This is a genomic window from Vibrio harveyi NBRC 15634 = ATCC 14126 = KCTC 12724 (genome assembly GCF_001591145.1).
Taxonomy (GTDB): Bacteria; Pseudomonadota; Gammaproteobacteria; order Enterobacterales; family Vibrionaceae; genus Vibrio; species Vibrio harveyi.
Genome location: NZ_BCUF01000006.1, coordinates 151698 through 157744, shown reverse-complemented (window position 1 = coordinate 157744; position 6047 = coordinate 151698). Strand labels below are relative to the sequence as shown.

Annotated in this window: 5 protein-coding genes; 3 read left to right on the top strand and 2 right to left on the bottom strand. The window is 43.8% G+C overall.

Translation table 11 applies throughout. The annotated features are described in order from the left end of the window. Positions 1-139: 139 nt before the first annotated feature. Together VHA02S_RS05400 and VHA02S_RS05395 are read right to left on the bottom strand one after the other, a co-directional pair. The gene (locus tag VHA02S_RS05400; protein ID WP_009698525.1) at positions 140-1948 is read right to left on the bottom strand and encodes a DUF3413 domain-containing protein; all 1809 of its coding nucleotides are present in this window, start codon (positions 1946-1948) and stop codon (positions 140-142) included. A gap of 22 nt (positions 1949-1970) precedes the next feature. Continuing rightward, positions 1971-2198, bottom strand: a complete 228-nt coding sequence (locus tag VHA02S_RS05395; RefSeq protein WP_005444651.1) for a YejL family protein — start codon at positions 2196-2198, stop codon at positions 1971-1973. Between the two features lie 85 nt (positions 2199-2283). On the opposite strand from VHA02S_RS05395, the gene yejK reads away from it, so the two are divergent. The 3 genes from yejK (at position 2284) to VHA02S_RS05380 (ending at position 6015) form a co-directional block, all read left to right on the top strand. Further along, entirely contained in the window at positions 2284-3282 is a 999-nt protein-coding gene (yejK, locus tag VHA02S_RS05390; RefSeq protein WP_005444652.1) for a nucleoid-associated protein YejK, read from the top strand. A 108-nt stretch (positions 3283-3390) separates the two neighbouring features. Then, complete coding sequence (locus VHA02S_RS05385; RefSeq protein WP_038898604.1) at positions 3391-4740, top strand: Hpt domain-containing protein; 1350 nt, start codon at positions 3391-3393, stop codon at positions 4738-4740. Between the two features lie 111 nt (positions 4741-4851). Then, positions 4852-6015: a hypothetical protein gene (locus tag VHA02S_RS05380; RefSeq protein WP_038898603.1), complete on the top strand. Its 1164-nt coding sequence runs from the start codon at positions 4852-4854 to the stop codon at positions 6013-6015. The last annotated feature ends 32 nt before the right edge of the window (positions 6016-6047 follow it).

Sequence of the window (6047 nt, the reverse complement as noted above, 5' to 3'; positions counted from 1 at the left end):
TTTGTTGAGGCGCATAATATAAGGCTTTGAAAATCTTGTAAACCCTAAAATGAATCGTTTGGACGTTTAGTGCACGATTTTGTGTTGTTTGTGGAGAAAAGAATCAAAAAAGCTCTCCGGGTGGAGAGCTTTTGTTCAATTAATTGCTTTTAGAATAGAAGCGTTGAAGCTCTGTCAAACCTTGCATTAGAACAGGCAGTTTAGGCGATGTTTCGCGTAAACGCTTGTAATTGTCATCGTACAGCTTGTAGTTACCAAACTTATCGATAACGGTCGTTTGAGAGCCGGTGATCAGTGCGATTTCACGTGTATCGCCGGCTAAGATCCAACGACGGCGACTTTCATCAAACAAATTACGCCCGCTGCTGTAATCGTATGGGTTTGAAGATACGCCCAGCATGTCTTGCAACAGTGTCACTGACAAGTCTAAGTGGCTTGTACTGTGGGTAAATTCCGCTGGTAGCATACCTGGCCAATGGATAACCATAGGCACTTGCAGTTGATATTTGCTGTAGTTGCTGTTTGCGCCCCAACTGTTGGTATTGGTTTCGTTGAACTCGCTACCATGGTTTGAGGTAATAACCACAATCGTGTTTGCAAGCAGTTGCTTTTCTTCTAGGTCTGCGATGATCTTCGCAACTGTTTTATCAGCCGATTTTACCGCTTGCTCGTAAGCTTGCTTGAATCGCTCGCTAGCAGGGAGCTCTTCATTCGCTGCCATCGTTTCTGATTCGAAGTTATCAACGGTTGTCACTTCAATGAAGCTAAACCAAGGCTGCTGGGCTTGCTCTGTTAGCCATGTGTTCCACGCAGAAATAGATTGTGGATCGGTATGAGCTTGGCTTCCATCGAGTGAGTTTGCCAAGTTTAAGCCGCGGAAGATAACTTCAGAATACAAGTCTTCTTCAAAGCCATTGCCACTGAATAAACCAAAGCTATAACCCTGATCTTTCAGTACATCTAGCATAACTGGTGCGCTACCTTGAGCTTTGATGCTACTTGCGTAGCTACTCGGTAAACCATAGAACAGACCAAATGCACCGTATGTATCATTGCTCGAACTGTAATGATTAACAAAGTTTTGATTGTCTTGTGCGAACTGGTACAAGCTCGGCATTTCGTCTTGGTTTAATGCGTCGGCACGTAAGTTGTTCACGCTGATCATCAGCACGTTTAACTTGTTAACACGACGATTGAATTCTAACTTCTCTAGTGGGTAGCTTACTAAATCAATATTACCTTGGTTCTCAGCTAAGCGTTTTAGGTACTCTTCGCGGTCAAGAAGACCGTGTTTTTCCATAAAGCTCTTCGCTGTCATAGGGTATGACAGTGGGAAGTTAGAGCGTTGGCTGGTAATAGGATTGTAGAAGTAAGCATCAGCCCAGATGTAAACCAAATGGCTCGCGATGAAGCTTAAGAAGAACACGGCAGCCAATGGTCGACCAACGTGTTTATGAGAAAGTTTGCGCTGTTTACGCCATACCCATTCAGATAAAGCGAGTTGAACAAGGAAGATCAGCGGCATCACAACAAATAAATGTTGGAGATCTGAGCTGAGTGCGCTTTTGTCTTCGCTAAACAACAACTCCCAAACCACAGGGTTTAGGTGCAGATTAATTGATTGATACGCTTGAGTATCAATCAGCAGCACGGTTTGACCAACCGTAGCAAATATCACTGCCACCAAACGGAAGAGTTTCCTAGATGGCAGGACAAACGTCAGCGGAAATAGAACCAATAAGTACAGAGCAAAAACAAGAAAGCCAAAATGCCCCACCCACGAAACCGCCAAATAGAATTGACCCATCAGGGTTTCTGGCCAAGGCGATTGAACGATATAGCGTGTACCTATCAACATCGAAGCGACGATGTTGAAGAATGCAAACCAATGCCCCCAACCTACTAGTCGGGATACGCGTTCGCCGTATGAGTTTCCGCTGTCTACCATGTACTTGTTCTATTATCCGTTTTTAGTGTGATTTTGGCGCTTCAAGAGAAGACATCAGTGCCTGAGCAAATTTTTCAGCAATAACTTTGCGTTGTGAAGCAGCAACTTGTTGATTTAAGACATTGGTTGCGATATTTCCGGCAATCATTAGCGTCAACTCAGGAGAAGCAGCGTGTTTTTCAAGAACAGCACCCACTTCAGCAAGAATTTTCTCTACTTGTTCGTCAGTATATTTAGATGTAATCGGCATAAAGACTCTAATAATGATAGTAAAAGCGGCTTATGATAACCTACAATGCCCAACAACTTAAACCTTGTAGCAAGATAAAATCACTATGAGCCTTCATCTTTCAAACGTTATTCTGCATCAATTGTGCAAAAACGATCAGGACGAACTGGTTGTTAAACTTCGCCCGGCGTCGTTAGAAAACGATACCTCAACAGAAAACCTTGTCGCGGAACTGCATCGCGTATTCCATTCTAAAGCAGGAAAAGGCTTCGGCTCTTTCCAATCAGACAGCGAATTTCAGTTTTGGCTTCAAGAAATGCGTAAAGGAGAGAGAGATTTTTATGATTTCTCACAAATTAGTGCAAATCGCTTGAAAGAAGAGTTGATCAAGTACCCATTTGCTGACGAAGGTATCTTAGTCTTTGCTGAGTATCAGAGCTTGGCTACGGATTATTTATTTATTGGTATCTTACCAATGAACCAAAGCCTAAAAGTGACAGAAGGCTTAGATATCGATGCTACGGATTATTTAGACATCACTAAGATGGACATCGCGGCACGCATCGATCTATCGAGTTATGACACTGATCGTGATTCAAACCGTTACCTTTCTTACATCAAAGGTCGCGTAGGTCGTAAAGTGGCAGACTTCTTCTTGGATTTCTTGCAAGCGGATGTTGGTTTAGACACTAAACAGCAAAACCAAGTGCTGATGCAGGCGGTGGAAGATTTCTGTGCCGATTCTAAGTTAGAAAAGCAAGAAGCGAACGAATACAAAAAGCAGGTTTACAATTACTGTAACGAGCAAATTAAATCAGGCGACGAGGTGCAAATCTCTGAACTGTCTGGTGAGCTTCCTCCTAGCCAAGATGGTACTAGCTTTATGGATTTCACCAAAGAGCAAGGTTACGAGTTGGAAGAGTCATTCCCAGGCGACCGTTCTACAGTGCGTAAACTAACTAAGTACGTTGGTGCTGGTGGCGGCTTAAATATTAGCTTTGATAGCCTGTTGCTGGGTGAGCGTATTTTCTACGATCCAGAGACAGACACGCTTACGATTAAAGGCACACCGCCAAACTTGAAAGATCAGTTGAGCCGTAATTAATTGAAAGAAGAGAGCATTGTGCTCTCTTTTTTTATGTGAAGTGTGCACACTAAAAGCGCAATTCATGGTATATGCTTGTTATTAATAGAGATAATTGAGGAATGGGCGTTGCTGCAATTCAAAGAGGGAATAAAACAAGCAATCTGGTTTTTGTTTGCGGTATGGTGTGCCTTTGCTGTGGGTATTTGGCTGCAAGCTCAACAAACCATACGTACGATTTCAACCGTTGATGAACTCAGCAGCAAGGTTGATGAAGTGCGTCATATCTTTAACTTTGAGCTGCCTTATCGTGCTCAGCACGTTGACCAAGTCTCTCTCAAACTTCAGCTTGTTTATGCAGTTCGTTTGCAATTGCAGAGCGAGTACTCTGACCGCTGGGGTGGCCCGGACTTAACGCAACTGCTTTATTCAACTGATCGCTTTCTTGAAGGCGCGAGAACATTTATCGGTAGCGATAGTGAGCTAGTCGCTCTGGCTGACCAACTCCATAATAGCCGAGAGTCAGCCAGTAACTCTGAGCAACTGAGAACCATGTACTATCGCTTAGGTGCTTTGGTCTTAGAAGCCATGTTTAGCGATGCAGCGACAAGCTCAGATACTTACCAAGAGCTTGATTCTCTTTTTACCGAGTCACAAAAGCTAGAGCAAAAAGAGCAAGGGGCATTCCAACGTCGATTGGCTCAAACGTCAAGTGTGCTTGCCGCTCATGCTCAAGGCAGCCACCTCGCTAGCCAATTGCTTAACCCTGAATTTTCTAATCAGTTTGCCTCTGTCATTAACTCCCTTGAACAAAAGCTGATGTTTTACATCTCCTTTTTAGTGTTAGTAAGTGGTTCCTTACTCGCGGTGGTTTCTTGGGCTCTGTTCTACAAGGAAACTCCAGTCTTAGATGCTCCAATTCAACCTTGTGAAAAAACGGATACACCAATGAAGCCGAACCCATCTGAAGTGATTTTGCCGACAGAGAAGCAAGTTACCGAGCCAAGTGGTGAGGAGCGCATGCCAGTGGATGTGGTAAAACCAACCACTCCTCTAGAAGAAGAGAATGACGATGCATCTTCTTTAGCCGCGAGTGTGAGCGTGGAGACGGATGAGCCTTATATCGATATAGAGAAAATGCTTGATTCGCTCTCTGGTGATGAAGAGTCTGTGCGTATGTTGTTAGAGGTTTTCATACAAGATCATTCTGAAGATGGTACGAAGCTAAGAACATTGATAGCCGAGGGTAAGGATGAAGAACACGCTCAGCGTATCGCCCATAGCTTGAAGGGAGTGTCAGGCAGCATTGGAGCGATGCCTCTACACTATATATCTGGGGATATCGAATCTTTAATTAAACAAGGTCAGGAAGTCGTTACAGACAAGCTGGATATGTTGGAAGATACCCTGCAGAAAACGACACTTTTTGCTGAGGCAGTTCTTAATAGTGAAAACATTCGAGAAGTGCTAACAGATTGATATTCCTCTGACTTAAAATAGTAGAGATTCAGGTATTAAGGGGCGCTTGCGAACCTTATGCTTTGGTTCGTCATTGTTCCTGTCCTACACCATTTGATCATAGGTAATTTCATGTTCATCCGCCGACTGTCTTCTTGGTTGATAGCCTGTCTGGTTTTAAGCCTTTCGGGATGCTCTCTCTTAGAAGTAAAAATCGATAGTCAAACTGTACCGCTCACCAAACAAGAGCTAAACATGCGCATTATGACGCGTGAATACGCTCAGCAGTTCTTTGCTCAAGTAGAGCAAGCTGCCGATGTGCTCCAAGACAACTACGAGCCTAACGACAAAGTAAACCAATCTTATATTTTACTTTGGAAAATCAATGCGGAAGAAGGGCTTCAAGCTGCCGCTTACCAAGTCTCGCCAATGGCGGCTCTGATTGACACGTGGGTATTTACTCACCAAATGGACCAGTTCTTCAGTGTCGGTGCAGGGAAAGATCTATTCACTACCGGGGAAGCACAACAAGTGTCTGCTCACTTAGCCAAGGAAGTCGATAAGCTTGCACAATCTTTGTTGAAAAAAGACGTGTACTCGAAAACCAAAGTGTTTGTGGCTGACTTTGTTGAGAAATACCCATTCGCGGATTTGAGTATGATCCGTACACCAGCTTATCGAGCTTGGTTACAAGCGAATCAGATCAGTGAGGAAGAAGCTGTAACGACATTGGGTACGATGCCTGAGGCTATCGGTGATGTGTCTGATCGTTTGAGCTTAGTGTCTGAACAAACACCCAAAATCATGACATGGAAAGCGCAGTTGCTCGCACTCAATAGCTCAGCAAGTATCGAACAAGTAAATGCAGCGCTAAACAGCTTGAAGGTTACTTCTGAGTCGTTGAAAGACTTTATCGATAATAACCCTGAGTATATGCGTAACTTGGCACAGCAAATGGCAGTGCAGTTGCAGCCACTTGTTGAAGATATCGACCAGAAAACAGAAGAGCGCTTGGTTCAGTTGAGTGAAGAGCGACAAGCACTAGAAAAAATGGTGGCGAGAGAACGCCAAGAGATTGCTCAAATTATTACAAACGAAAGAGAGAAGTTTGCGCAAGACCTCGACCACGTTTCACAAGAGGTTGTGAACCTTGCAATGGATAAACTGATCGAACTGGTGAAGAGCACCATCATCTACTTCATTTTGTTCATCCTAGTGATCTTCTTTGCTCCTCTTGTTTTGGGCTATGCCTTAGGTAAACGTTCAGCGGTAAGAGCAGGTACCAAATCTGCCTGATTAGCCAGAGCTTAGCCAAACGACAAACATAA